Origin of the sequence: Pseudoalteromonas piscicida, from assembly GCF_000238315.3 — a bacterium.
Taxonomy (GTDB): domain Bacteria; phylum Pseudomonadota; class Gammaproteobacteria; order Enterobacterales; family Alteromonadaceae; genus Pseudoalteromonas; species Pseudoalteromonas piscicida.
Genome location: NZ_CP011924.1, coordinates 2,059,642 through 2,084,198 on the forward strand (window position 1 = coordinate 2,059,642; position 24,557 = coordinate 2,084,198).

A 24,557-nucleotide genomic window follows, 5' to 3' on the forward strand; every position below is an offset into this window, starting at 1 on the left:
CATAAAAACTTCATGCAAACTTATGCACTTAACACTACGCGCAACAAAGACTGAGCCGAGCGCAATATTTATATTAATTTTTCATCGTTTCGAGTGACACTAATCAGCAAAACAAGATAAATCACAGCCCAAACTTACTTAGATTTGGACTCGGTAATCACCTCGTCTTGGCTAAACATCTCAACCTGAGTTGCTTGAGATGAGATGCTATGAGCATCAGTTGTTAACGTTAAAATAACAAACAATACAGTCATCACTGCAAATGCAATATTGACCGTTTTCCCTAAAAAGCGTGTTTTTAACATCACGATTTCTCCTAAACTTATTCCTACTAAGCTTAGTCGAAATCGTGAGCAAAAAGGTTTAATTCAAATAAAAAATAATTTACTAAATGCAATTATCGAAGCGTGTGGGATTATGCGTTAGCCAACGTTCGAGTTAATTGGTTTTAACGCCTTGATAAGCCTGAGTTCCCCATAATGGAACCGTTGATAAGCTATGCTTAAAGCTACCAGAGGTTTCCTTAGTGGTATAGGCTAAGTACATCAAGGTTTGATTTTTTGCATCAAAGATCCTTCTCACCTTCATTGCTTTAAAAAACACACTTTTTGATTTTTTAAATACCACTTCGCCTGAGTCACTTTTATCTATATTCGCCAGCATTGCCGGTGTTATTTCACTCGTTTGACGGCAAGAAATAGAGCTATCGCTTGGGTCGGAAAAACTCAAGTCATCTTCAACACTCGCCACATGACAGGTCACACCCGTTACAACGGGATCAACCATAGAGTCTAATTTTATATCTTTGAGCGTAAATAGACCGAGTGACACATCACCAACTTCACTGTCAGAGCAACCTAGTAACGTACAAGATGCCAACAATGCAAACATCAGCTTTTTCATTGTTTTTCCTTAAGATAATCGACGTACAAAAGAAACATACGGAGTTAATACTCTAAGCTATTTGAAAATTTTCGCAAATCACCTTATCTAAAAAAGAGATAACCATTCAAATAACTGAAATAATTATTCACAAAATACGAATAAGCATGTTAGCATGCGCCGCAGTTTCAGGGTGGCTAAATTTACCTAAACCATGAACAAAACATGGCTAGTTTATTCACCACCGGTTGTATGAAATTCTCTCTAAACTCGGGACAGAAATGCACCACCTGCATAGTTACCCATTTCTAAAGATTGAAATTTCGTCACGTTTAATTCTTAATTTGAGGTTCCGCCATCCATGAGTAAGCTCCATCCAAGCTTAGTCGCACTAGCTGTTAGTTCGAGTTTTTTTGTTGTTAATCAATCACAAGCTGAAGAAAGTAAGCTTCAAGAAAAGTCAATTGAGCGAATTCAAGTAACAGCTACTCGACGCGCAGGCACAGTTCAAGAAGCGCCATTAAACATTACTGCCGTCGACAGCGATGTTATGAGCGACCAAAATATTGGCGACCTTGAAGATGTAGCAAGATGGGTTCCTGGTTTGACAATCACAGAGCAAGGTGGCCGTGAGGGCTCACCTATTATTGTTCGTGGCTTGAATACTAATTCGTCGGAACGTGCTTCTGACTCAGGAACAGTGGCAACTTACCTCGGTGAAATCCCAATCAATGTGGATTTGCGACTAACCGATATCGAACGTGTTGAAGTCTTGATCGGCCCACAAGGTACGCTTTACGGTGCAGGCACGCTAGGTGGTGCGATTAGAACCATGCTTAAAGCGCCAGTGCTTGACGTTATTGAAGGTAAACTAAGTGGTGACTTATTCAGTATCAATGAAAGTGACAGCCATGGTCATGAAGTAGGTGCTGTCTTCAATATGCCTATAGTGATGGATGAATTAGCCGTTCGCGCGAGCATTAACCGCTATCACAACCCCGGCTTTATGGATTACAATTATGTGGTTAAGCAAGCCGGTGTTTCAAACCCAGATCCTGATTGGTCCAATGCTGAGGATGTAAAAGCAAACATCAACGCAGTTGCGGATGCAAATGATGAGACCATAACAACCACACGAGTTTCTCTACGTTGGTTAGTGAGTGAGAATATCGATACCACGCTGAACTATTTTCATCAGAAGCAAGAAAATGGCGCTAACTCAATTTCACAATATCAAAGCCTTGCAGCACAGCACCCGCTTGCCGATTCTATTAAACCATACGAGTCAGCCTATCGTGTGCTTGAACCTAACGAACAAGAAGACGACCTGCTTAGCCTTGAAATCAACGCCGATTTAGAGTTTGCTGATTTAGTTTCGGCGTCTGGTTGGTCAAGCAAAGAGCAACAAGGCCAACGAGATCAAACCGATCTACTTTATGATATTTGGCCGGGTTATGCGGATTTTCCTAGTTTTACCGCTTTGACTAAAGATACTACTGATCAAGACACTTTTACCCAAGAGATCCGTTTAGTCTCTAAAGGGGATGACGCGCTAAATTGGATTGCAGGGGTATATTACAGCAAACAAGAAATTAGTTCGGATGATAGAGAGTACACGCCAGGACTCACGGCGTTTTGGGGCGATGAAATCAACAATATTGAGCAAGATCTTGAGTATATCGCACTGACCAATGCCACCAGCAAAGAGTCAGCATTGTTTGGCGAAATTGGCTATGCATTTTCAGACGATTTTAATATCACAGTGGGCGCTCGTTTCTATCGCTATGATGTTAAAACTGAGTCAGCGGCTGAAACCCCGCTCTATTCTGGAGGCCTGCCAAGCCTCGAACAAATTTCATTTGAACAAGTCAGTGCCAAAGACAATGGTAGTTTGTTTAAGTTTAATGCCAATTACACTTGGCAAGATGGACTACTGACGTACTTCACTGTCAGTGAAGGATTTAGGTTAGGCGGTGGTAACGGTTTGGAATCGTGTCCAGAAACACTACCAGAGCAACAGATCATCTGTGCACTGCCGCATGAGCTTAGCTATAAACCAGATACCACCACTAACTATGAGCTGGGATTAAAGTCAACATGGCTAAATAACAAGCTGCATTTTAATGCCGCATTATTCAGTGTTGATTGGGAAGATGCACAGATCTCATCTGTGACGGTAAACGGCCAAGAGATCATTACCTCCAATGCTGGTTCTGCGAACGCTAGTGGGATTGAGTTGTCAACCCGGGCGATATTGAACGACCAGTGGACGGTGTATGCAACCTATTCTTATGCAAAAGCACAGCTAACTGATGATGCACCAGCCCTGTTTGCGGTATTCAAAGAAGGTGACTATAGCGCTGAAGAAATCGCGCTTTACCAGCCGTACTATGACGGTACAGACGGTGACCGCTTACCTGGCGCGCCAAAACAGCAGTTCTCATTCGGTTTAAGCTACGAACAGGAAGTGTTCGACGACAAAATGCTTAACGTTAATTATGGAGTAACCGCACAGAGTGACGTATACACGAAAGTCGGACTCAAAGCTGACGGAGAGGTATTGCCAGGGTTTGCCTTGTCTAACCTCAGTGCTAAGCTTTCAAGCGAGCAATGGGCCGTCACTTTTTATGTCGACAACCTGTTTGACAAATTTGCTTTCACCTCGGTAAGGCGCGACAAATCTTGGGCTGGTGAAGCTAAATTTTCGGCGTTAAATAAAGCCTTGCCAGAGCAGCAGCGTGTTTACGGACACTACGTCACAACACCTCGCACCGTTGGGGTCAAGCTTAACTACCAGTTTGAGTTATAATCAGCAAAAAACTAAAATAGAGAGTGAAGTTACCTTCACTCTCTTTACGTTGCGATGACATCATACAATCAGATCCAAAGCTATATTCAACAGCGTCAATTTCAAGCGGCGCATCACGCATTAGTCGCTCGCATTAACAGCAATGCCAACGATCACCACGCGTACGCCTTATTGGCCGATTTGAATATCGCTCTCGGTAACCTCAGCAAAGCGCTAAAAATTTACGACAAGTGCCTAAGTTTATTTCCATGCGCACTTTACTCCCTAAGTGCTGCCAAACTTGCGCTTTTTACCCAAGCACCATTAGTGGCAAAGCGTTATATTCTGCATTTGCTAGGTAACACACAATTGTCGGGGTCAGAGCACGATACCCTCGCAAATCTCTTACTGAGATTAAACCAATACACTGACGCTGGTTGGCATTTTAACCATGCCTATACACGCTCACCACACTGTCCTGAAATCGCGCTCAACTATGCAATGCATTTAAAGATGTCTGGTGAATTAGCACAAGCGCGGACGCTGCTTGCCTCTTTAGTGCAAGCAAAGCCAAGTAATGCTAAGTGCCAGTTAGCCTACTCAGAGCTTACTCCTGTAGAATTAGCATCGACTCGCATCACTCAGTTAGCAACTGAGATAACAGTGCAAACTGCACCACTTGCATTACAACGGCTTTACCATGCGCAGGCAATCGAATATGAAAAGCAGGAAAATTATCCCAAGGCATGGCAAAGCTTTATTGCCAGTAAACAAGCGATTAGTACTGAGGTTTCCTATTCATCTGAACAAATGACTGGCTATTTTCAAACACTTGGCAAACTTCTAGACAAGCCTATTAATTTTGCTCCAGAGCAAACGCTTGCACCAATATTTGTCATTGGTCTGCCACGTTCAGGCACCAGTTTAATGGAGCAGATCTTAGCGCAATTGTCGCTACAACCGCTGGGAGAAACCAGTGTATTACCCCAAGCACTTAGGTTTTCTTGTGACTATAACAGCAATATTCAGCACATCAGCCACGCCTATGAAGAAGCTAACGCCATTGAGCAATACCGCCTCTTCACCGTGCAATCCGTTGCTGGTGACCAACGTTTTATAGACAAACAACCATTTCATTTTTTCTTTACCGATTTGCTTGCAAAGGCGTTTCCACGCGCAAAATTTGTCGTGATGAAACGAGACAGAACAGATACTTGTATCGCAAACTTCCGTCAGCTATATCAAACGAATAGCCCCTTTCATGGCTACTCATACCGGATGCAAGATATTCAAGCTATGTATGATAATACTTATGCGTTTTTGCAAGATGCTGCACAAAGACATCCGACTCAAATTAAGTTTGTGAATTATGAATCGCTGGTAGAAATACCCCAGGCTGTGATGAAGGAAGTCTGTCAATTTCTCGAATTGGATTGGCAAGATAATGCACTTCACTTTTATAAGCAGGGTTATTACTCAGCGACAGCCAGCAAAATGCAGATCAGACAGCCATTGAATAACTCAAGTGTTGGGAAATTCAGAGGAAAATACGCGATCTAACCTAGCCGTGAATGGTCCCATTAACTAGGAAGGACTAGTAGTAGCCGCTCCTTTGCTCTCCCAAACGGTTAAAATAAAGATGCCTTAACTAGCTATCCACCATGCGAGCAGCACAATGGCCGTTGTGAGAATAACGGCTTTTATTTTATGTTTTTTAATTAGCTTTTCAGCCTGATTACCAGCAAAGTAAACGACCGCCGCCAAGCCAAAATAACGTAAAGAACGGGCAATACAGGTTGCAATTAGAAATTGTAATAGTGAAAATTTTGTGGCGCCTGCTGCTAGCATGGCAATCTGAAAAGGTACTGGCGCAATACCTAAGGTCAACACAAACCAAAATCCCTGACTTTGCATCTGCGCTTTCACTTGCTCAAACTGAGACGGACTCGACAGCAGCTCAATAACGGAATCCCCCACTGCATCAAATAAATAGTAACCCAACGCATAACCAAATAAGGCACCAATTACACATCCAACCGTCGCCATTAACGCAATTAGCCATAGCTTTTCTCGCCTTGCTTGCATAAGCGGCACCATCACAGCTTCAAGCGGAATAGGCACGATGGTTGACTCTAAAAAAGATGCAACCGTGATCCCTTTAAGCATATTTTTTGATTCTACTAATCGCTTGGTCTTCTGCTTCAATTCAGCCGTTAACGCCATCACACTTCCCCTGATTTTTTCAGTAACGGAGACAAGCATAGCCTAAGCTAAGTTTCTCCTTCCTGAATTAAGCAGTGCTTTATATATGCTGGTATTTGTATGTGCGGAAAAATGCGGTACCCTGTTTTAGAGTTAATGGTTGGAGGGATGTTTCTGTGAATTATTTGGCGCATTTGTACTTTGCCAAACCGACTGCCGCATCGCACTTTGGCAACTTACTCGGTGACTTTCAAAAAGGCGTGAATATACAAGCACTGCCTAAACCTGTGCAACTTGGTCTACAAACACATAGGCAAGTCGATAAATTTACCGATAGCCACTCGATTACAAAATCTGCTAAACAACTTTTTTCGCCCACGCGTCGCCGTTTTGCAGGCATTGCACTGGATGTGTTATATGACCACTTTTTGATTAAACACTGGCAGCAATATCACAGCACCTCGCTTGACGACTTTAAACGTCAGAGCTTTTCCTTGCTGCACGATAACTTGCATACCATGCCTGCGCACATGCAACGAGTCGTTAGCGCAATGACACAAAATGATTGGTTTGCCACCTATGAGTCCGTAGCTGGTGTGGGCCATGCACTCGATAACATCGCTAAACGTATTCGTTTTCAAAATCAATTTGCTGGCAGTGAAAGGGATATTACCAAGCACTATCAACAACTAGAATCAGGATTTAATGTCTTTTTTCCACAATTAATTGCCCACATGCAACAACAACTCATCGAACCTGAAAATTTAGAGTAAATACTCCTCTATATTTGCTCCATGGTTATCAACTATAATGCAGATATATTTGTTGGTTATGGGGTTTTTTGCAGTGTTAAACAGAGTTAGGTTGCTTTTTGCCCAGGCACTATTTACGCTATTTTTACTTTTAACTCCGTTTTCCACCCAAGCCAGTGCATTATTACCCACGCTTGAAACGTTAAAGCAGCTGTTAACAGATAACCCATCTGTTGCGCTTGAAGAAATTGACACACTCCTAAACAAAAACACGACTCCAACTTATCTTTCAGCAGCTTGGTTTAAACTCAGCCTAATGAAGGTTGAAGCCCATTCTTTGCTTGGCCATTATGAAACTGCTTATCAGGCGATAGATGAGCTCAATCAGGTGTTAGATAAAGTGGCAGACCCTGATGCCAAGAGTAAATTGCTATTGAGTCACGCCACGGTGCTACTTAGTCAAAATCGCGCGACAGAGGCAGAAGAAAAGCTTGAGCTGGCACTCAACACCACCTCTCAAGTCGATGAGCGGTTAATTGCAGATATTCATGATCGCCTTGCTCATATTAACCGCTTTCGGGCAAACTACCGCAGCGCGCTAAATCATGCTGAGCAGGCCATCCAAATTGCAAAACGCATTAACGATGTTCCGCGACTCGCAGGTTTCTATAACCAAATTGGCATTGTTTACGATTACATGGGCCAAATTGAGCAAGCTATCAGCTTCCATGAACAATCCCTTATGCTTCAGCGCAAACGCAATAACCAGCAAGGGATCTCCAACTCACTGTACAACATCGGCGAACTCTACCGTGATTTAGAAGAATTTCCTCTTGCACTATCACATTTTGAGCAGGCGCTCAGGGTTGATAAGCTATTAGGTAATCCGCGTCATATCGCCAACAGTTACGGTAAGATTGGCCAAGTTTTATATCAACAGGGAGAGTATAAACAAGCTCAGGTGTTTATTCTAAACGGCCTTGCCCTAACAAAAAAAATGGAGGCTGACAGCGACACGGCTTGGCAATTAAGTAATTTAGTCAATGTCCAACTAGCTCAAGGTGATGTGAATGAAGCCTTAAATAGTGCAAATGAAGCGCTTACGCTTGCGATAAAATCCGGTGCCAACCGAACAGAGCGCACCGTTAGGCTGGCACTTGCTAATGTCTATTTGGCTCAAGATAAAAGTGAAGACGCCAAAGAACAGCTTGAACTATTACTAAAGCAACCTCAGCTTGGCACTCAAACTCAAAGTGATATTCACAAACAGCTGGCCGCAATTTATCAACAAGCAGGCGAGTTTGAAGCCGCACTTGCTCAATTAAAACAATATCAGCAAGCACAAACTGAATTAAAGAAGGTTAGTGATAAAAACAAAGCGTACAAAATGGCATTAAACATAGAACTTGTGAAAAAGGAACAAGCACTTAGCCTGTTGCAAAAAGAACAGTCGCTGCAACAAGCAAATTTAGAAAACCTAAAGTTGCAGCGAGGCTTGGCCATCGCCTCTGCGCTGTTGCTGCTCGCAGGGCTTGCCATATACTTTTTAAGACAACGCCAGAAACAAAAACTAGAAGCCTTAGAGCAGCACATGGCCGCGCGAGCTTTAGAGCAAAAAAACCAGTTGCTCGCCGATATTTCTCACGAGTTGCGTACCCCGTTAACCGGACTAAAACTGACAATTGAGGCGATGCAATTTAATATCGAGCCTGATATTGATGTCGCCTATAAAAAAGTGAACAGTAAAATCAACCAACTAGATACCTTAATCTCGGATATTTATCAGTCCGCTCAGTTTGACAATAATGTGATGTCGTTAGAGCTCAGGCCGCTTGATATTAATACCCTTGTTAAGGATTGCTGCGCAGAACTCACGCCTGTTTTTGCGAAAAAGCAGCAATCTCTGCGTTGTAATTTAAGTGAGCAAACCTTGCAGGTAAAAGGCGACCCACAGCGTCTAAAACAAGTCATCCTGAATCTTTTACGGAACAGCCATTTTTACACTGATGCAGCGGGAACCAGTCTAATACATACACGCATAGTCGACTCATATGCCATTATCACAGTGGAAGATTCAAGCCCAGGAGTAGCAACCTCGGAGCTAGATAAAATTTTTGAGCGACTTTATCGCTGTGAACACTCCAGAAGCCGAGATCTTGGAGGCTCGGGGCTTGGACTTGCGATTAGCAAACATATTGTGTTGGCGCATCATGGTTCTATCAACGCCAATCATAGCCCGCTTGGCGGGCTACTCGTTGAAGTGAAGCTTCCGATTAAATCCGCTCAAAACGATATAGGCCACGCCAAATCACCGCAGTGATGTCACCTTTGTCATTCGTTTCAATGGTGACATCTGCGCCCCCTTCAAGCTCAATCAGGGTGTCTTCCTCTGTGGCAACGAATGCCATCAGGTTATCGCGGGCCATATCTAAGACGTTAAATCGCGTACCATCTCGGGTGATTTTCATTTTAAACTGATGATCTTTCTCGTACGCATACAGACCTTCCAATTGCTTTGCGCGTGCCTCAGATAATGTAATCGATATTATTTTTTTACTGCGTAGAAAATCCCAGCCGTAATGTTCGCTGATGGCAATGCGAAGCTCACCAAATACGGTACTCGCTGAGTCGCCATTGGACATCAACACCATACCCTCACCTTTTTCTACATATGCTTCAAACCGGTTGCTAAAGCCTTTATTTTTACCACCATGGGTGAAGATAAGTCCTTGCTCACGCTGTTCAAGCTCTGGTCCCAAACCCCATACGTCATGATGAACTTCAAGCATTTGCTTCGCCAGCTCTGGCGTGATGGGCCCCACGGTATTGCCAGCATACGCTTGTTGTACAGCCATAATGTATTTAGCAAGATCCACCGGAGTGGTCCAAAGACCAGCCGCGGCTTGTTCTGGATAAACATGCCAGTCCCCTTCGACTTGCTCGCCTTTATCGTCAAACGCAGCACTGGCTTTTGACCATAACGCTTTCGGTAGTGGTTGTGCATAGGTACTGTTGTGCATCCCTAGCGGAGTTAAAATTGCCTGTTGGACATACTCTTCAAATGGCATTTTTGTCACATCTGCCACGAGCAACTCCATTACCGTGTAACCACCGCCAGAATAGCGCCAAGCTTTACCTGGCAAAGTGTCAACCGTCACTAAGTCGGTATTGCCTTTACCCATTAAGACTTCAACATCGGTTGGAATTTTACTACCACGCACGTAGCCCGGAAAACCATGTTGGGTGAGCCCCGAAGTGTGAGTCATTAACTGTCTCAAAGTAACAGGATTGGCTTTGGTAAATTCGTTTGTTGGTACTTTCCAAGAGGTGAGATATTGATTAACGTCAGCATCTAAATCGACTTTACCATCTTGCGCTAACTTTAATACCGCAAGCGCTGCAACGGGCTTACTTATTGACCCTGCCTGAAACAGCGTTTCAGTGGTCACTTTTCGATTTTGCTTTTTATCTGCAATGCCAAAACCCTCAGCCCACACCACTTTACCACCTTTAATCACAGCAAGGCTTAAACCTGGCAAATGTGTTTCTTGAAGACGCGTCTGCAAATCTACAGGCTTATATTTTTGGCCTTCCAATTGCACTTTAGGTAAGAGGTTATGTGCAACTTGTTGAACTTGAGGTTGAGCTGAGTCAGTGGCGAAGGATGTCTGACTTAGCAAAGACGAGCAAAATATGGCGCAGTACAATAGTTTCGACATGATATTTCCCTTGTTATTATCGTTATTCACTCACTTTACACACTGATAAATGTGCCGTGAATGAATAACAGTATAATCATGAGATGAAGAAAAATGCACCTATATCAACTTTGTGCCTGTGACACTCGGCGATTAACGGGGTAACGCTCGAAATCCTCCCAGTAATGAATTCCACCTATCATCTCTTTTACTTGATAGCCCATTTTTGCAAGCTTATACGCGGCCTTTGTTGCGCCATTACACCCAGGACCCCAACAATAAACCACGATTGGCGTAACCTTGTCATATTTAGTCATCGTCAGTTCGCTTATGTCTGCGCTTGGCATATTGACTGCGCCTTGAGCATGACTTTTGGCAAAGGCTTCATTCGACCTGACATCAAATAGCACAAAATCCTGCTGCCCCGTTAATATCGCCTGATAAACATCAGCACAATCCGTTTCGCAAGCCAGCTTCATTGCAAAATACTGTGATACATCTACTTTCATCTTCTAACTCCTATTTAAATACTCTGGGTCCTAAATAATCTGAGCTGCGGATAACTATTTAACGTCACCCGAGGTCAACTACGTTACGCATTCAATCAACGTTAATGAATTCATATTTTTTGAAGGCGATGTTCGTCATTTCAGAATAGGCAATCACAGCAAGCTCATTTAAACTGGTGGTATTCAATACGTGATTGAGTTTAGTGCAATGGAGTTTTACCATTTAAGGTCGTTTGTTGCGGTTGCAGAGGCCCAAAATCTAACGGCAGCAGCGAAACGACTGTACACCACACCACCTGCTATCAGCGCCCATATCAAAGCGCTTGAAGAAGAACTCAATACTGTGTTGTTCCACCGTTCTAGCAAAGGGATGCAGCTCACAGAACAAGGTAAGATCTTGCTAGACAAAGCTAAGTTAACGCTTGCAAGTGCAAATGATTTAATGCACACCGCAGCGCAAGCCAAAACACTGCTCACCGGCGAGTTCAGACTTGGCTTGAACCACCCTATTGGCACCTCGAGCGAACTTGTCACACTGATAAAAACCCTCAACCAGCACTTTCCAAGTCTTTCTTTTTCTCTGGAATTACTCTCAAGTGGTGTCATCGTCGACAAACTCAGTGATGGCCTCCTTGATGGTGGGGTTATTTATGGCGAAGTACCTGCTCATTTTAGCGCTGTACCGCTCACAGAAGTTGCGGTTACCACCGCTTATCCTGCATCTTGGCCTACGCCATCACATAAAGCCGAATTGGCACAGATGACGTGGATACGTATGGGAAAAGGCTGCCCTTTTGATAAGCAACTTGATCAACAGCTAAGCGAAGTAAACGCGGTAAATATTAATGCTGCAGATGAGCGCTCCCGCTTGGCTTTAGTTAAGGCAGGACTCGGCGTGAGTTTTATTGAAGCCAACGCCATTGCAGATCAAGGAGCAGAGGTTGCCTTGTCTAGTTTGCTAGACTTTTCGCTCCCTGTACATTTTGTTGTGGCAAATCAAGCGCTCACAGAACCTAAAGTGAACGCCGTGTACCAAGTCGTTTGTGCATCTATTGATGCTGCGCAAGGATAATCCCCTGCTGCTTTTTCGGCATTTTTTCGACTACAAGGCGAAATGAGTTATCCATCATCCGCTCAAGTTCTCCAGTTGGAATGGAGCCATCGAGCACCACCGTGTTCCAGAGCTTTTTATTCATGTGATAACCCGGTAACACCGCACTAAAAATGTCTCGCAGCGCTTGCGCTTCATCAGGATCGCATTTGAGATTTACGCGCCAATGGGAGTGCTCGTCATCTTCTTTACCCATTTTACCAAGCGCCAACGTCGCGAACATTTTGTCCTTCACTTTATATACATCCACGCCTTCACCAAAAGGCTGACTTACGCTGGTATAAGGTTTTGCAAGCAAGTAGTCGTGTACTTGTTGATGGTTCATCTTATTCTTCTGCCTTTAGATTAATCGTTGCCGCTTAGTAGTAAAGCATAATACCAAGCGGCGTAGTAGCATAAATTACGCAACCTGAGGTTTGAATAAGAAATACGCTAACTCATTGTTTTGAAGCTCAGGTTACTCAGGTTGCGGTGCCTGTCCTTGCCAGCTCCAACTTGGAAAGAGTTCGCCATTCACGACGGCATTATTACCAGAAAACAGCGAGTGCGGCCTTTCTTGCGTTACCCAATTTGTCGCAGAGGAGTGCTCCAACTCAAAAACCACATTACCAAAGAAGCTGTAAGGCCCTGATAAGGTCGAGTTTCGATAAGCAGCAAACAAGGTTTGGCCGCCCATCATCAGTTCACCAACACTACTTTGCTGGTCGATTTCGGCGGCGCCTTTACTCCAGATCATCAATAGGTTTATATGCGACTGCCCATCTGCTAAAAAGTAGCCATTTCCAGCAACTTGTACTGCGTCAAACTGGTTCCCTTGAGTACTTCTAGCATTGGCGGTGTCAAATACATATGCTGTCATCGCCTGATTGCCGGCTACAAATTCAGCAAAAGCGCCCCCTGCTATTTTCACTTTCGCTTGGTTTAGATTACTTAAGTAAAGATTACTATTATCTGTCACGATATAGTGGTATTCAGGCTCAGTGCCTTGCACTTGAGTCGCGACATTATCCAATCTTGCCATTCCCTGCGCCGTCACCGTTACGCTACTTTGCTGAGCTGTGCTAACAAGCCCTAAGTTATTGAGCTTAACCGAACCAGACTCCACTAATATGGTCGGCTGCACGCTGCTTTGCGCCGCAGAGATAACATCTTGAGTATTATCAGACCCAGAAATGGTGATACCACGTCTCGTGATCTTAATTGGGCCCTGACATTGTCCTTGAATAGCAAAGGTAATTTCATCGACAGGCCAACTTACTTGCTCAACGGCACGTTTCAGTAAGCTGGGGTTAGTATGACAGTTGATAGCAAAAGTATACGACCCACTGACACTTTGTGATGCGACTTGCTTTGCCAAGACATGCAGTCTTTTGACATCGCTGTCATTTATGTCCTTTGCAAAAACATGGGAAGCGCAGATAGCGGATGCAACCAAACTGGTTGCAAATATGCTAGTACTTAATTTCATTTCCTTATCCTTTACACGGTTAATCCTGCCAATTGCAGTACCCTAAATCCTAATACAGATCCTTTGTTTTGCCAGGTGAAACTGTATATTTAAACACTACTGACACTCCCTGACACAACATCGTGGTTTACTCTTTTTGAACTCAAAAAGGAGAAAGACCATGCAACAAAATGTCGTAGAGATTGTAAAATTTAAATTGGCTCTTGGTGCTACAGAGAGTGACATTATGGGTGTAAACCCAGCATTTACCGAGTGGGTTGAACAGCAACCTGGGTTACTATATCGTTCGTTGACTAAAGACAGTCAGACTGGCGAGTATTTAGATATTATTTATTGGCAATCGATGGAGCATGCAAAAGCGGTGTCGGCACAATTCCCAACAACCGAAGTATGCCAAAGATTAACGCAATACATAGACAGCGAGAGTGTCACCATTAGTCACAGTAATGTACTCTCTCAAACGCCATGTAGCGGTTAATTAATCTGAGATTTGAATAACAAGGAAAACTCGTGCATAAATCAGAACGTCTCTTTCAGTTAGTGGATCTGCTCAAGGGTCGACGATTAGCGGTTACCGCTAAGTCATTGGCCGATCACTTTACGGTATCAGAGCGTACGATTTATCGCGATATTCAGGACTTACAAAGTTCTGGCGTGCCAATTGAGGGGGAAGCAGGTGTCGGCTATATCATTGGTGACTACCCACTGCCCCCTATGATGTTTAGCTATGATGAACTCACCGCATTATTACTTGGCAGTAAAATGGTTGGAGCATGGACGGATCCCGAACTAAGCGCACATGCAAAAGCGGCCATTGCCAAAATAGAGGCCGTGCTACCCGCTCACCTCAAATAACAGCATGACCACTCCCCATATTTGGTCTCGAGTTTTAAGCACGGACCACAACAACAATCCTTTAGCGCTACACTTAGGCTCGCCATTGCGGCTAAGCAGTGTGTACAACTTGAATATCAAGACGTTGCAAAGCAACAAACCCTGCGTATTATCGAGCCACTCGGATTGGTTTATTGGGGTGGAAAATGGACGCTGGTCGCATTTTGTCAGCTCCGCAGTGATTACCGTGAATTTCGCTTGGACCGTATCACCGCGATACATAAAAGTGAGCGGACCTTTACCGTAAGTCCTGATAAAAACCTCAACCATTACGTTGAACTAGTCAAGGCCAAATACGCCGAAGAAATTGCACAGCACCAATGCCAAGCGCCTGATAAAAGTAGCAACTAATTCTAAGCTCACTGCCCGATTCATATTTTGTTACTATTACTTGCGCATCTAAAACCAACCTTTTCAGACTGCACCGCGACTAATTTTGTAAATCAGACTTATCCTTCGAGGTGCTTATGAAAACCACAAAATCAATACTCATTATTTCGGTAACACTGGCTGTGAGTGCCTGCGTTGGCTACTCCAATGCAAATCCAACAGAGCCGCAAACGCAAGGTAGCTACCAGCTTATCGCTTACCAAGACTGTAACCCAATAATCAAACACACCATGGACGCCGAACAGGTGGCTGCATACAAAGCACTCAAAGCGGCAGAGCTTGATATGTCAGCTTCTGAGTTACCAATGAAAGATATTGAAGACAAGCTCGCACTGCTTAGCAAAGAAATGGAAGCCATTAGTAAAGAGGCTATACAAGAAGACGACGATCGACTTGTGATCAATAAAGCGCTACTGGCTAAACAAGAAGAAAAGGCCAAGCAGATTGAGGCTGTAATTGAAAGCCACGCTGCTAATTTTGATGCCATTGACGACTATGCCGAAAAAATCGAAGCCGCAGCAAATCGTTTTGATAAAGCTTTAAAACCCATAATCGGTGACTTAAAAGAGGTCAATATTAATATCATCGAACCCGGTGAAACCCCGAGTACCCGTTGCCTCGCGTCAAGCTAAACAAGTTGAACTGACTGAATGGAGGAAAATATTCCTCCAACTGTATTTGCTCATCGCTTGCCTTACCAGTTAGACAAATTGGTATGGAGTTTAGCTGGTAGGCGGCTTTGAGCGCAAGCAATGAGCAATGAAGTGCGACCTATAAGCCCAAGATTTAACTCTTTGTCTCTTAGTGTTTTTACACCAAAGTCACAATATGAGAAAAGTACGTTGATTTTCCAATTGATAATAAATAAACAACCTGAAAGTATATAGGTAGCAAAAAACCACATAAACTGTTATTAGTATGTAATGAAAATGGACGCGTCTTTTTTATAAAAGACGCAAGTGCTATTTGACTAACTTTTTAAGCATCATGGAAAAGAAAGAAGCAAGTATCCCCGACTGGGTAAAAGATATTGATATTGGAAGAGCAGCGGAAAACCTCCTTATGGGGGTAATTTTGTTTGTTGGCAGACTTGTTATAACCTCATGGGACTTCTTATTTAGACCTAAGATAATTAAGGATGAAGTCTTATCAATTAAAGAGTTGAAAGACTCATACAAAATTACACATGTAAGACCTCTTGTATTCTTTGTGATAATAGGTTTTATATCCATTGCATTTTCATATAAATCTTTGAACCAGCTAATGTTTATTAGTTGGTTATTTGAACGATATGATTTTTTGAGTAGCGGAATTAACACAGAGGCTTCTAAATTTTCGATAACCAAAGCTGCTGGAGCTATGATTCCAACAGTCCTTATTATTTCTTTGTATGCCTTCGTAACGCAAAAAGTTTTCTCGAAATTAAATTTAACGCCCCAGTTCAAACCGCACCTTGCAATATGTTGCTACACATCAGGCATGCTACTCCTTATGCTTATGTTTACAAACATGTATGAAATGCATATTTGGGCAGATCCAAATAATGACACGACGCTAAATGACACTATTCGACCAGCTATTGGTACTATTGGAATGGCAGGCTCAGCCTTACTGAGTCTCTTCGTCATTTATCGATATTTCTACTACTTGTATGTTATTTCAGCTAGTTCACTTGCCAAGACAATAATGGCAACTTTGTTGTCTGCTATGGTTTTTTGGTGTTTATTTTTTGTCATCGGTTTGTTTATGGACCCTATGTTTGAGTCCATAAATTAAAAAACGCTGACCCCCGATATCACTACCCTCTCACTCGATTAAGCGATTGGTTATAGTACTTTTTGTATTGCTTCGCTAAAGCCTGACTGTCTTGGTAGCCAACCTGATTGGCTATCTGCTCCACACTCATATTGGTGCTATGCAATAGCTGTTTGGTGCGAACGAGTCGCGCAAGTCGCACATACTCAAAAGGTGTCATACTCGTGTGCTGTTTAAAACGTCGAATTAGCGTGCGTTCTGACATACAAGCCTGTTTCGCAAGGCTATGTAAGCTATGCGAAACATCTAGATTATCACTAATATGATGCTGTGCTTTGAGCAATTGCGCATCTCTATGTTGTAAAAAGCCACTGAGCTGCACAAACTCATTTTGACTCGCTTGCTCGTTTGGTATCGCCAGCCAGGCGGCGATTGTTTTTGCCACTTCTGAACCCAGCACGTCGGTAATAAACCGCAACATCAAGTGCAAGTAACTATGAGCCGCGCCCGCGGTATACACCATACCGCTTTGCTCTGTTACCTTTTGGCTGTTGGGCTTTAAAACGGGATAATATCGTGTAAAAAAGGGCGTAAGCCACCAGCTACATGTAAATTGTTTTTGATCCAACAATCCTGCTGTGGCTAAAAATGCGGTACCGCAACATCCGGCAAGTTGATAAGTCGCGGGATGAAATTCAATACCATGCTTGTTTAATTGTGCTTTGACCTGTTGGCATTGTTGCCACAACAAAGGCTCTGACGAAAACTGGCTGCCGAGCCAGATAACGACATCAGCATCAGCCAATGCGCTAAATTCTGCATGACAAACAAATTCTAAGCCTTGACTACTCATCACCGACTTTTGCCCAGAAAGTGCAACCGTCTGCCAGCAAAACACCGTCTTACCAGCGACTTTATTTGCCACATTCAAAATATCAATCACGCCAGTTAATGCACTCGCAAATACATGTTCAGGACATAGCAAAATTACTTTCATGGCAATATCAAACCAAAATTAGTCATTATTGACACGATAAGTTAGCAATCAATCTAGTTAAAGTAAAACCTCTTTCAAACTCAGGAGCTTTACTATGTGGATCCATATTCCGATTTTATTTTTGCTTAGCCTAACGCTGTTATTATTCCTTTTGACCGCAACGAGTAGAATTCGCGCAGTCAAAAATGGTGATATTGCACTTCAAGATATTCGCTATGTCGAAAAACATGCCTTCCCCGAGCGCATAAGATTATTAGGTAATAGCTATGACAGCCAGTTTCAGCAGCCCGTTTTATTTATTGCACTGCTGATACTTTTGCATATTGAGCAAATGACAGGACAATTTTGGTTTGTGCTCAGCACTGTGTTTGTCGCAGCAAGATATTGGCACAGCTACGAGCACGTACTGGGCAGTAACTTACGATTAAGAACCCTAGCATTTGGGTTAAGTAGCTTTTGCTTGTTTTTTGCCTGGTTTAGCTTCTTGTTCGATAGGGTGTAAAAAGTCTCTGGTCAAAGGGTTTTTACACTGGCTAAGTTACGCACAAGTTTGTTACATTAACTACAACAATAACCTTAGGTTTTCGTTGTGCTGCAGTCTAGGTTGAATGGCGTCAAAATATACAGCAACTTTAGTGGGAAGCTTACGCTCCTACTCGCTGTTATTTACGGCGCTGTATTTTTGTTTAGCCCCTCAATTTTTGCGCTTGATGACAATTGCTCACTCACGATTGCTCACGGCAACTCGATTTCGCTTGCTATCAATACCACGTCTTATAGCAAAATTAAACGCGGCAACAATACCGTCTCGATAGCCTGCAATTTAAATGAAGACAGCGTTATTTCATTTGTAGATGTTGGCCTTGAACACTATCAGTGGCGAGTCAATGCCCCTTCGCCCGTTAAGTTCTCACAGCCCGCATTTATCATTCCAAAAGGTAAGTACACAGCAACCTTAAGCTTAGATTCTATGCAAATTCATACGCCAAGATTTAGGCTGATGAGCGTGCCGAAATTTATTTGGGAAAGTCAAAAAAACAGCCTAGTCATGGGCGCATTTTATGGCCTTTGCTTTACCTTAATTTGCTATGTATTGATCATGGGTAGTCGCCTCAATGATCCTATATTTAGGCTTTACGGGGCTTATATTTTCTGCCTTTGTGGATTTGTATTATTCCAAGAAGGGCAATTAAATCTTTTTGTTTCATCTCAGTATAAATCATTACTCAAACACGCATATTTACTTAGTATTGGTCTCACTGTGGTTTCGGCAACCTGGTTTATGTTGAGTATCCTACTTGTTGACAAGCAGTGGCCAAAACTCGTGTTGTTACTTAAAAGTGCCGCGGGTATCGTGATGCTCCTGAGCATACTTAAAATTCCCACTCAACAAGCACAATTGTCCTACTTATTAAGCCAAATTATGGCCTATATAACCCTCGTTATTGTCGCCACTATCTTTGTGCTATCTGCTCTTCAAACCAAGCGTAAAATTGGCGAAGCAAGTTTGGTTTTTGCGGCTCTGAGCCTAGTATTAGTCGGTATGGTATTTCGCGTGCTGTTAGTGGGATATAGTCCATTTATGCAGCGCTATGCACTTATTTTTGCGTTTGCCATTGAGTCTTTACTGCTTGCCGTTGCGGTATCTAAACGCATTGGACGGCTCAGACAGCAAAAGCAACAAGCTGAAAATGAAGCAAATTATGATCAATTATGCGGCATTTTTAACCGTCGAGGCTGGTACAAACATGCCAACGTGCTAGTCGAGCAATTTAATAAACGTGGTGGTGTTTTGGCATTATTTTACATTGACTTAGATAAGTTTAAGTTGATTAATGACCAATTTGGTCACGATGCTGGAGATAAGGCGCTTGCCCATGTTGCGACGTTTTTGTCATCAAGTATCAGAAAACAAGATATTGTAGGACGCCTAGGTGGCGATGAGTTTGCAGCCCTGTGCTTATTTGACGACACACAGTCCGCAGAAGAAAAAGCACAACAGCTGCAACAACAACTCAATAGCTTGCAATTTAGCCATGGGAAACAAAAAGTGGCAATTCAAGGTAGTGTCGGACGAGCATTTTCCCAACACCCGATAACAGATATCAGCGATTTAATCGCACAAGCTGACAAGCAAATGTATCAGCAAAAAACCTTATCTTAAAGCTTAGGCTGCCTTAAGGTAAGGCTCTTGGCCTTTGTGCTTTACGCTACGTTGATAACTACCTTTGCCTTTTTTGCTCTTTTCAACTTTCGCCTTAAACAACGGGCTGGTTACCAACGCTTTTAGTGCGTTGTCTTTAATTTCACCACGATGATGAGCATGCTGAAGTTTGCTTTTTTTAGTCATGACTTACTCCAAATAAGAATCGTATAAATTGATAGTGTTGATGCATAATTTCCGACCATCAACAAGCGCGAATATTAACCTAAATGCTTTAAAGCGCAATGGCTTTTAGCAATAAATTTTCGTCTTTTTTGACTGCTATTTTAAAGTTAAGTTCATACCTACGCTCTATACTTAAATGCAGCCCTTTCAAGTCAAGCTAAACGTTCGCGACAATGACCGATATCAAGATTGCAACCGGGATCAGCATACATTATCAGGACGAGGGTGCGCCTCACGCCCCCGTTATTATTTTGATAATGGGTCTTGGGGCACAAATGACGATTTGGCCAGATGAATTGTACTTTGGGCTAGTCAATAAAGGTTTTCGGGTGATCCGTTTTGATAATCGCGACACGGGATTATCGAGCCACTTGGACCATTTAGGTTCTCCGAGTGTGATAAAAACCATGCTGAGTAAAAAGCTTCCCATCCGCGCTTCTGTTCCCTATACCCTAGAAGATATGGCCGAAGATGTTGTCGCTTTGATGGCTGGACTTAAGATTAAACGCGCCCACCTTGTTGGTGCTTCTATGGGCGGGATGATTGCACAAATCGTTGCCGCTAAGCATAAAAAGAAAGTGGTAAGTTTGACCTCAATTATGTCAACCTCAGCGTATCCCAAGTTTACCGCAGCAAATGTAAAAGTCATGCTGCAACTGGCAAAAGCACGGCCAAAGTCAGACTGCCACCAATCTGCCATTCAATACAATATAAAACTCAACCAGCTGATCGGCAGTCCCGCCTACCCTCAAGACGAAGGGACACTACATCAACAAGCCAAACACAGTATTGAACGCGCACATAACCCGCAAGGATTTAAGCGCCAGCTTGCGGCGATTGTCGCAAGCCAATGTCGCAAGCACACGCTGGCAAAGATCAAAACGCCTACACTTGTTATCCATGGTACAGACGACCCTATTTTCCCGGCGGCCGCTGGCCAGCAAACCGCCGCTACTATTCGCAAATCCAAACTAAAACTGGTCAATGGGATGGGTCATGACTTCCCTCCAATGCTCATGCAAAAGATTGCTAAATGGGTGGCAAAGCACGTAACTAAAGCAGAGCGAAAGCGATTAAAAAAGAAACAACACAAACAAATTGCAACTCAAGAGACTGCGAATAAAAAAGTCCCGAAAAATCAATCAAACACGCCCCAACAAAACACAGTCCAAAATAAATAACATTCCCTGACATTACGCCCTGTAACGCCTGACAGTGCTAGCCTTCGCATCGTAATTCAAGCTAAATCAGGAACATCAATTCTATCCTTATCGTTAAATTAAAGTAAATTTCCATTTGACAAGCGTACATAAAAGCAACAACAATTAAACCGTTCCAAGTTAATTTGGACACCAAAATAAAAATAGCCATGGATACAACATCAACAGATATTCACCCACAAAAAATGGAACGATACAAAAGAGGTCAACATGAACATCATTATAGCTAAAACGCGTTTCCAACGTTCTCTCATAGCAACCGCTTTGGTGAGCTTAGGCTTAAGCTCGGCGCACGCAAACAGCGATCTGACAACTGCCAATGCCGCTGCTATCAGCGTTTCAGGAGAAAACCAACCCTATGAGGGCAAAGTCAACGCATTTGATAATAACCACTACAGCAAATGGCTTACTTTTTCAGCTTCCGGTTGGATAAGTTATGCGTTTAGCGAAGCGGTGAATTTAACAGCTTACACCCTCACTTCTGCGAACGATGCGCCACAAAGAGATCCCAAAAATTGGACGCTTCAAGGCTCTCAAGACGGTCAAGTGTGGTTCACTATAGATTCGCAAAACAATCAAAGTTTTGCTTCGAGACATCAAACTAAGCAGTTCAATGTCAGTACCAATCAAGCGTACCGCTTTGTGCGCTTAAATGTTACTGCAACGCAAGGTGCCAATTTATTACAGCTTGCAGAAATCGAATTTATCGGTGCTCCGGCAAACGGTGGTACAACCTTGCCATTTAACCAAGGTGGCAGCGTTACCCCTGGCCAATGGTCACATTTTGGGCCATTTACAAGCTCAGCTCCTATCACAGCAACCTTGACTGGCAGCGGTGATGCGGATCTATACCTAAAAGCCAATAGCCAACCGACCACCGCAAGTTATGACTGCCAAAGTATCAATGATGCCAGCTCCAACGAGCGCTGTGATTTGAGCTCAAACGCACCGGTTTATGTTTCTGTATACGGTTTCCAAAGCGCCAATTATGAATTAACCGTCAGTAGCGATAGCACACCACCAAACGACACGTGGCAACGTCCGGAAGTGAACTTTGTTGATGTAAACCCTGAAACACAAGGCTCGGCATTATTTAAACGGATCATACCAAACCCAGCTGCACACATGGCCGAGCGCTGTGTGGATGTAGCAAAAGTATTATACCGCAACGCCAGTGAATCCCAGCGTTTTAGAAAATTGCAGTTTGAGCTGAGAGCCAAAGATCATTGGGGTAAGGATTTCGTTGCCTATAAGATGGGACAAGACGGTTCGGGTGAGATGACTATCGTCGTTAGCACCGCGCACTTAGAGCGTATTTATCGTGATAATAATAACAACGATGCCGTGATCCGTGATGAAATCGACGGCATTTTATTCCACGAAGTCACCCATGGTTACAATAACTCACCGCTGACTCATGACAGCTATGGTGATGGCAAGGCAAATTGGGCATACACCGAAGGCCTAGCTGATGCCGTGCGGATCGGTGCTGGTTTTCATAAATCACGCTCACCGGATATCATTAACGCTAAACGCTGGCTTAGTGGCTACACCACTACTGGGTTTTTCTTACATTACGTCAAACAACAGCACGACTCAGAGTTTATCTACAAGTTTAATAAAGCGGCGAAAGATATGGGCAATTATACTTGGTCATTTGATGCTGCATTTCAACATATCTTGGGCCGAAGTGTTGAAGATGTTTGGAACGAATATGTCGCCTTTATCCAAAATGGCGGACAACTGGAGTATTAATTTTTAAAATAGTAACTCTGCCACGTAAAAGGGTCTAAGAAATTTCTCTGAGAAACTCCTCTATGAGACTCCTTTACGTGGTATTCGTTATTTTTGTAACGCCTGCTCGTGGGACATTGTTTTTAGTTTAATCGCAAGGCCACAGGAGAAGTAGATCTTCACCACTCCGACAATGATCAAATGAAAGTTCGGGTGTGAAAGCAAATCTAAGTCATAGAGATAGGCTGCTTTTATTGGCGCGTCGCCGTTTTCTATCATGGCGACTAGCCAATGATAGATTGCAATCCCCTCTTTGATCACCCCAAACACTATCAAGGCTACGCCCGTCAAAAACAACAAGCGACAATACCACAGCGCAGTTTCTAAACCCGGACAGCGTAAATTACGAAATGGAATAAATTTCATGTCAGTCCTTTATTTACCTTTTGATTGCTCGATTTTGATTAGCTTAACGGTATGGTGCAACAAAGATAAATCCCCTTCTTTACCATGCCCTGGGATAACCATGTTTATTTCCGGATATCGGCTTAATACCTTGTGTATAGACGCTTGCCACTCATCAACCGAAGCATCCTCCAAGTTACCTAAACTTTTACTCGCCATACTTTTCACAAAGCATCCTGCGAATAAAATCTTAGATTGTGGCAGCCACACGACAATATTATCTTTCGAGTGTCCTGCACCTGGGTAATAGGTTTCAACGACACCTGACTTAATCGCTGATGAGGCTTGCGGCAAATTATGTAACGCGATTGCGCTGTGTTTTTGGGCTAATAGATGATTGGTTTGGGCTGATGCATAGGTTGGGATCTGATGTTTATTTACTACTGCTAGACCACCACTTGCATCTTGATGGTAATGCGTGACCACCGCCCCTTTAACGTTGAGCTTGCGGTCCTCAGCCCACAATAGCAGCGCTTCTGTGTCTTGCTCGGTCCAAGGTGTATCAACAATGTAAGCATCTTGACCGTCGACCACAATCAGCCCAGAGCCTGCCACAACCCCCCAAGGTTCAACCTGTAGCGAAGATTCATGTTTATAGACATGCTCTGCTATCGGCGTTACCACTAAAGTCGATGTTTCCGTTGCAACTGTCACACAGGGTAACAAAAATAAGAAAGGAGCTAAAAGCTTCATCTGAGGTTGTTCGTGTTAATTAAAAGTGACGAAAGACTATCAAGTTCCAGAATGTAAAGTCCAGCGAAATGAAACGTCAAACTGCTAAATAACAGAAACCGACTTTTTGGTGTTAAACACGTGTGGGAGAGTGGATTGTTATGTTTTCTATGGTTTAGTTATTGGTTGTATATACGCCCAACATGGTTTCACATCAGGCGTAATATAGTTGTAATCTGAATGAGTTCAGATAGCGCTTAAAGCATATCTTTTGGACGCTGACAGTAGTGCTTACCTGTAGGAGGTGGATTACATGCCATTAGGCCTGTTAATGTATCAGTCCCTCTTGCACCCGCAACATCTTTAGTTTGAGACGCTGCAATTTCTTTACCTAATAAGCTTTTTAAGTTGGTTTTTTTTATAGTTAATTTCATGTTACTTCCTTATTTTCATTGTTATACTCAAGTAATACAGTACCCAAAAAAAACAGAAAAACAACCCCCAAATAGAAACAAAAAAGATTTTTTTAAACAATTTGATACCAAAAAGCATCAAAGTGACAACAAAACTTACTACCGTCTTATTTCCCCAACTGAGCTGGTATTATAGGTCTAAAAAATGCGCGGCAATC

At 43.1% G+C, this 24,557-nt stretch carries 26 protein-coding genes; 14 read left to right on the forward strand and 12 right to left on the reverse strand.

Translation table 11 applies throughout. The annotated features are described in order from the left end of the window. Positions 1–134 precede the first annotated feature (134 nt). A complete protein-coding gene (locus PPIS_RS25125; RefSeq protein WP_155940707.1) occupies positions 135–308 on the reverse strand; it encodes a hypothetical protein in 174 nt (57 codons plus the stop codon). Positions 309–438: 130 nt separating this feature from the next. Further along, complete coding sequence (locus PPIS_RS09535) at positions 439–903, reverse strand: CreA family protein (RefSeq protein ID WP_010375897.1); 465 nt, start codon at positions 901–903, stop codon at positions 439–441. A 340-nt stretch (positions 904–1,243) separates the two neighbouring features. Here PPIS_RS09535 and PPIS_RS09540 point away from each other — a divergent pair, with 340 nt between their 5' ends. Together PPIS_RS09540 and PPIS_RS09545 are read left to right on the forward strand one after the other, a co-directional pair. Next, positions 1,244–3,691: a TonB-dependent receptor gene (locus PPIS_RS09540; protein ID WP_010375898.1), complete on the forward strand. Its 2,448-nt coding sequence runs from the start codon at positions 1,244–1,246 to the stop codon at positions 3,689–3,691. Positions 3,692–3,745: 54 nt separating this feature from the next. Continuing rightward, complete coding sequence (locus tag PPIS_RS09545) at positions 3,746–5,230, forward strand: tetratricopeptide repeat-containing sulfotransferase family protein (RefSeq protein ID WP_010375899.1); 1,485 nt, start codon at positions 3,746–3,748, stop codon at positions 5,228–5,230. A gap of 84 nt (positions 5,231–5,314) precedes the next feature. Here the strand turns inward: PPIS_RS09545 and PPIS_RS09550 are convergent, their stop codons facing one another. Next, positions 5,315–5,893 (reverse strand): YqaA family protein, encoded by a 579-nt coding sequence (locus tag PPIS_RS09550; protein WP_010375900.1) that lies wholly within the window; start codon positions 5,891–5,893, stop codon positions 5,315–5,317. A 155-nt stretch (positions 5,894–6,048) separates the two neighbouring features. Between PPIS_RS09550 and PPIS_RS09555 the strand changes: the two genes are divergently transcribed. Both PPIS_RS09555 and PPIS_RS09560 read left to right on the forward strand, forming a co-directional pair. Then, entirely contained in the window at positions 6,049–6,645 is a 597-nt protein-coding gene (locus tag PPIS_RS09555) for an acyl carrier protein phosphodiesterase (protein ID WP_010375902.1), read from the forward strand. Positions 6,646–6,736: 91 nt separating this feature from the next. Next, positions 6,737–8,944 carry a tetratricopeptide repeat protein gene (locus PPIS_RS09560; protein WP_248694196.1) on the forward strand — a complete coding sequence of 736 codons (2,208 nt, stop codon included), beginning with the start codon at positions 6,737–6,739 and terminating at the stop codon, positions 8,942–8,944. Here the strand turns inward: PPIS_RS09560 and PPIS_RS09565 are convergent. Continuing rightward, a complete protein-coding gene (locus PPIS_RS09565) occupies positions 8,898–10,343 on the reverse strand; it encodes a serine hydrolase domain-containing protein (RefSeq protein WP_010375904.1) in 1,446 nt (481 codons plus the stop codon). The genes PPIS_RS09560 and PPIS_RS09565 overlap by 47 nt on opposite strands. A 104-nt stretch (positions 10,344–10,447) precedes the next feature. Further along, on the reverse strand, positions 10,448–10,831 hold the full coding sequence (locus PPIS_RS09570) for a rhodanese-like domain-containing protein (protein WP_010375905.1): 384 nt from the start codon (positions 10,829–10,831) through the stop codon (positions 10,448–10,450). Between the two features lie 190 nt (positions 10,832–11,021). Here PPIS_RS09570 and PPIS_RS09575 point away from each other — a divergent pair, with 190 nt between their 5' ends. Beyond that, entirely contained in the window at positions 11,022–11,903 is an 882-nt protein-coding gene (locus tag PPIS_RS09575; protein ID WP_010375906.1) for a LysR family transcriptional regulator, read from the forward strand. Here PPIS_RS09575 and PPIS_RS09580 read toward each other — a convergent pair. Continuing rightward, positions 11,881–12,267 (reverse strand): MmcQ/YjbR family DNA-binding protein, encoded by a 387-nt coding sequence (locus PPIS_RS09580; protein WP_010375908.1) that lies wholly within the window; start codon positions 12,265–12,267, stop codon positions 11,881–11,883. The two genes, PPIS_RS09575 and PPIS_RS09580, sit on opposite strands and share 23 nt — an antisense overlap. Positions 12,268–12,399: 132 nt before the next feature. After that, positions 12,400–13,410 (reverse strand): hypothetical protein, encoded by a 1,011-nt coding sequence (locus tag PPIS_RS09585; protein ID WP_010375909.1) that lies wholly within the window; start codon positions 13,408–13,410, stop codon positions 12,400–12,402. Positions 13,411–13,570: 160 nt separating this feature from the next. Between PPIS_RS09585 and PPIS_RS09590 the strand changes: the two genes are divergently transcribed. The 5 genes from PPIS_RS09590 to PPIS_RS09605 all read left to right on the forward strand — a co-directional run bounded on the left by PPIS_RS09590 (position 13,571) and on the right by PPIS_RS09605 (position 16,470). Next, the gene (locus tag PPIS_RS09590; protein ID WP_010375910.1) at positions 13,571–13,888 is read left to right on the forward strand and encodes a hypothetical protein; all 318 of its coding nucleotides are present in this window, start codon (positions 13,571–13,573) and stop codon (positions 13,886–13,888) included. A 32-nt stretch (positions 13,889–13,920) separates the two neighbouring features. After that, positions 13,921–14,265, forward strand: coding sequence for a helix-turn-helix transcriptional regulator (locus PPIS_RS25360; RefSeq protein ID WP_019647501.1), 345 nt, complete (start codon positions 13,921–13,923; stop codon positions 14,263–14,265). A 21-nt stretch (positions 14,266–14,286) separates the two neighbouring features. Further along, entirely contained in the window at positions 14,287–14,655 is a 369-nt protein-coding gene (locus tag PPIS_RS25365) for a helix-turn-helix transcriptional regulator (RefSeq protein WP_019647500.1), read from the forward strand. A 116-nt stretch (positions 14,656–14,771) separates the two neighbouring features. Then, on the forward strand, positions 14,772–15,326 hold the full coding sequence (locus PPIS_RS09600) for a hypothetical protein (protein ID WP_010375911.1): 555 nt from the start codon (positions 14,772–14,774) through the stop codon (positions 15,324–15,326). Positions 15,327–15,681: 355 nt separating this feature from the next. Beyond that, positions 15,682–16,470 carry a hypothetical protein gene (locus tag PPIS_RS09605; protein WP_010375912.1) on the forward strand — a complete coding sequence of 263 codons (789 nt, stop codon included), beginning with the start codon at positions 15,682–15,684 and terminating at the stop codon, positions 16,468–16,470. Between the two features lie 22 nt (positions 16,471–16,492). Here PPIS_RS09605 and PPIS_RS09610 read toward each other — a convergent pair whose 3' ends face one another. After that, positions 16,493–17,446: a GlxA family transcriptional regulator gene (locus PPIS_RS09610; protein ID WP_010375914.1), complete on the reverse strand. Its 954-nt coding sequence runs from the start codon at positions 17,444–17,446 to the stop codon at positions 16,493–16,495. A 94-nt stretch (positions 17,447–17,540) separates the two neighbouring features. Here PPIS_RS09610 and PPIS_RS09615 point away from each other — a divergent pair, with 94 nt between their 5' ends. Together PPIS_RS09615 and PPIS_RS09620 are read left to right on the forward strand one after the other, a co-directional pair. Further along, a complete protein-coding gene (locus PPIS_RS09615; RefSeq protein WP_010375915.1) occupies positions 17,541–17,948 on the forward strand; it encodes an MAPEG family protein in 408 nt (135 codons plus the stop codon). 87 nt (positions 17,949–18,035) lie between these two features. Next, a complete protein-coding gene (locus tag PPIS_RS09620) occupies positions 18,036–19,610 on the forward strand; it encodes a sensor domain-containing diguanylate cyclase (RefSeq protein ID WP_010375917.1) in 1,575 nt (524 codons plus the stop codon). A 3-nt stretch (positions 19,611–19,613) separates the two neighbouring features. Here PPIS_RS09620 and PPIS_RS09625 read toward each other — a convergent pair whose 3' ends face one another. After that, a complete protein-coding gene (locus PPIS_RS09625; protein ID WP_010375919.1) occupies positions 19,614–19,796 on the reverse strand; it encodes an alternative ribosome-rescue factor A in 183 nt (60 codons plus the stop codon). A 212-nt stretch (positions 19,797–20,008) separates the two neighbouring features. Between PPIS_RS09625 and PPIS_RS09630 the strand changes: the two genes are divergently transcribed. Together PPIS_RS09630 and PPIS_RS09635 are read left to right on the forward strand one after the other, a co-directional pair. Then, positions 20,009–21,016: an alpha/beta fold hydrolase gene (locus PPIS_RS09630; protein WP_010375921.1), complete on the forward strand. Its 1,008-nt coding sequence runs from the start codon at positions 20,009–20,011 to the stop codon at positions 21,014–21,016. A 249-nt stretch (positions 21,017–21,265) separates the two neighbouring features. Continuing rightward, entirely contained in the window at positions 21,266–22,810 is a 1,545-nt protein-coding gene (locus PPIS_RS09635) for a basic secretory protein-like protein (protein ID WP_010375923.1), read from the forward strand. Between the two features lie 87 nt (positions 22,811–22,897). Here PPIS_RS09635 and PPIS_RS09640 read toward each other — a convergent pair whose 3' ends face one another. The 3 genes from PPIS_RS09640 to PPIS_RS25130 all read right to left on the reverse strand — a co-directional run bounded on the left by PPIS_RS09640 (position 22,898) and on the right by PPIS_RS25130 (position 24,360). Next, the gene (locus PPIS_RS09640; RefSeq protein ID WP_010375925.1) at positions 22,898–23,215 is read right to left on the reverse strand and encodes a hypothetical protein; all 318 of its coding nucleotides are present in this window, start codon (positions 23,213–23,215) and stop codon (positions 22,898–22,900) included. A 9-nt stretch (positions 23,216–23,224) separates the two neighbouring features. Further along, a complete protein-coding gene (gene bla, locus PPIS_RS09645; RefSeq protein ID WP_248694195.1) occupies positions 23,225–23,908 on the reverse strand; it encodes a subclass B1 metallo-beta-lactamase in 684 nt (227 codons plus the stop codon). A gap of 275 nt (positions 23,909–24,183) precedes the next feature. After that, positions 24,184–24,360, reverse strand: a complete 177-nt coding sequence (locus tag PPIS_RS25130; protein WP_019647498.1) for a hypothetical protein — start codon at positions 24,358–24,360, stop codon at positions 24,184–24,186. Between the last annotated feature and the right edge of the window lie 197 nt (positions 24,361–24,557).